The organism is Acidimicrobiia bacterium (assembly GCA_016650365.1).
Lineage (GTDB): Bacteria > Actinomycetota > Acidimicrobiia > Spongiisociales > JAENVV01 > JAENVV01.
Genome location: JAENVV010000299.1, coordinates 1 through 2,315 on the forward strand (window position 1 = coordinate 1; position 2,315 = coordinate 2,315).

The window sequence follows — 2,315 nt, forward strand, 5'->3', positions numbered from 1 at the left end:
CCATCCGGGCGACCATCTCGAAAGCTTCACCCGCCTGCTTCTCGCCTTGTCGATCGGCCTGGCCATGCTCGCCCAGTCGGGAGTCGTCAACCGGGTCGGCGGACCATTCCTCGTCGAACGGGTTGTAGCAGCAGCAGTCGTCGGCCTGTTGATGTTCCCCGAGATCGAAATCCGCGCCAACATCATGTTGGCTGCCATCGTCGCCGTCCTGGTAACCGCCCTGACCATCGAACGCCGCCGCGACCCGATTCACCCGTCGTCCGCCTGACCCGAAGAACGCCGGCAAGGCTGATCCTGACCAACCGAGTCAGACGCCGACGCCCGGTTATATCTGTACAACAAGCTCTTATGTTGATAAATTAGGGTAATATGTCAACACAACTTTGGACCGATCATCTCGGTAGAAGTTATCCCTACGAACCCTATTCGGCGGAACCGATCGCTCATCAGGAGATGAAGCTATCGGGGGAAGCAGCGCTGGCTATTGCTGAGGCGTCGCGGGCACTCGGAACGTTGCCAGCGCTGCCGTTGGCTGGAATCGCGGCCGTTCTATACAGGTCAGAGTCCAGCGCTTCGTCGATCATTGAAGGTCTGACTGCGGGGCCACGCCGAGTACTGGAGGCGGAATTCGCAGGAACCGGCGAGGTCGATGACGAGATCGGAACCAGGATCGTCGGGAATCTTGATGCACTGCGCGACGCGGTATCGACCGCGAAGCCACCGAAGTCCGATGACTTTCTCCGATGGCATCGGATCCTCACTGAGGGGTCTCCACGGATGCAGCCCCACCACGTCGGCGCGTATCGGTTGGAGCAGAACTGGATTGGCGGGGACGCGTCGGGCCCCCGCCGGGCCAGCTTCATTCCTCCGGCACCTGGCGAGATACCTTCGCTCATGGGCGACCTCGAACAGTTTTGCGCACGTTCCGATATCGCCCCTTTACAGCAGGCGCTAATCGCTCACGGCCGTTTTGAGGTGATCCATCCGTTCGTCGATGGGAACGGTCGGGTGGGGCGCATGTTGCTTCAGCATCTGCTCGTGCAACGACTTCGGCTGGCTTCGCCGGTACCCGTCTCGATCCCTTGGAGTCGTGACAAGGATCGGTACATCGCCGGGCTGCGGGCCTACCAGGACGGAGACCTCGACACCTGGATCGAGTTCGCGTCCGGTTCGGTAATCGAGGCGGTTAATTGGATGGGGGTCGCGGTCGGGGCGACGTCTGCGACGCTTGAACATCTGCGCTCGCGCGCCAGGACCCGGGGTGCGTCCGTGGCCGCCCGGATAATCGACGACCTGCCCGCCTTCCCACTGGTCGATGCCGCTTCGGTGATCGAGCGATATCAGGTCAGCTCGCAAACGGCGCACGGGGCGTTGGGAAGGCTCGAAGACCAGGGCGTTCTCGTCCGACGGGCCTTCGCCCGGCGTGCAAAAACCCGTGGCCGACCCCGGCAGGTGTACACCGCACCCGACCTGATCGAGACGCTCAGCCAACTGCTCACCTACTAGTTGCCGGGTCCGACGTAGGCAGGCTCATTCTCAACCGCCGCATCTGTCGTCATCGGGCGCCCGAACGTCGAACCGGAAATACCGGTACAGTCATCGCATACCCTGAGAAAGCGGAGCCATGTCGGCAGATGAGAGAAAAGCAGTGATCCGGCGTTTTCATTCCTCACTGGACGACGGTGACGCCCTGTACGACGAAGTCCTCACTGATGACTTTGTTGGTCACCTCGCCTCTGGTCAACAGATGAACGGCGCAACGGAATTCAAGCAATACAGTCAGATGATGCTCGGAGCCTTTTCCGATCTTCACTCATCTGTCCATGAGATCGTCGGCGAGGGAGACTTGTTCGCCTGTCGGGTTTTCTTTTCCGGCGTGCACACCGGCGACCTCATGGGAATCCCCCCAACCAACAAGAAATTCGAACTATCCGAAGCTCTATTTGTCCGATTTGAGGGCAACAAAATCGCCGAAGAGTGGCAATACCTGAACCAGCTGACCATGTTTCAGCAACTTGGCATCAACCCAATGGCCGAAGCGAGCGAGTAGCCGGCTAGCGAAGCCGCCGAATCACCCGACCGGACCTCTCAACGACTGGCTAGTCAACGACTGGCTAGGACAAGCCGAGGAGGGCGGCGAGTCGATCCGCGGCCGCCGATTCAGCCCGGGCGGTGGCAGCCGCCCACTCCGCCTTCGACATCCGGGCTTCGAGTTTGGCCAGGGTCGGCGCGATGAAGTCACGTTTGTAGGGGGTGACGACGGTCTCGTCATTGTTGAGAATCGTCAGGGCTTCTGCGGCCACCGCATCGTTACC

General features: G+C 60.6%; 4 protein-coding genes. 3 read left to right on the forward strand and 1 reads right to left on the reverse strand.

The annotated features are described in order from the left end of the window. The 3 genes from JJE47_16635 to JJE47_16645 all read left to right on the forward strand — a co-directional run. Positions 1 to 268 (forward strand): hypothetical protein (locus JJE47_16635; GenBank protein ID MBK5269049.1); only part of this gene is annotated, 268 nt, incomplete at its 5' end. 101 nt (positions 269 to 369) lie between these two features. Next, positions 370 to 1,506: a Fic family protein gene (locus JJE47_16640; protein MBK5269050.1), complete on the forward strand. Its 1,137-nt coding sequence runs from the start codon at positions 370 to 372 to the stop codon at positions 1,504 to 1,506. Between the two features lie 118 nt (positions 1,507 to 1,624). Beyond that, positions 1,625 to 2,050: an ester cyclase gene (locus JJE47_16645; GenBank protein ID MBK5269051.1), complete on the forward strand. Its 426-nt coding sequence runs from the start codon at positions 1,625 to 1,627 to the stop codon at positions 2,048 to 2,050. Between the two features lie 64 nt (positions 2,051 to 2,114). Here the strand turns inward: JJE47_16645 and JJE47_16650 are convergent. Then, positions 2,115 to 2,315, reverse strand: a 201-nt coding sequence (locus tag JJE47_16650; GenBank protein ID MBK5269052.1) for a hypothetical protein, incomplete at its 5' end; no start/stop codon positions are given.

Bases quoted from the DNA above. Each gene is read 5' to 3' on its own strand.
- JJE47_16645 (MBK5269051.1), top strand. From the start codon at position 1,625: ATGTCGGCAGATGAGAGAAAAGCAGTGATCCGGCGTTTTCATTCCTCA.
- JJE47_16640 (MBK5269050.1), top strand. From the start codon at position 370: ATGTCAACACAACTTTGGACCGATCATCTCGGTAGAAGTTATCCCTAC.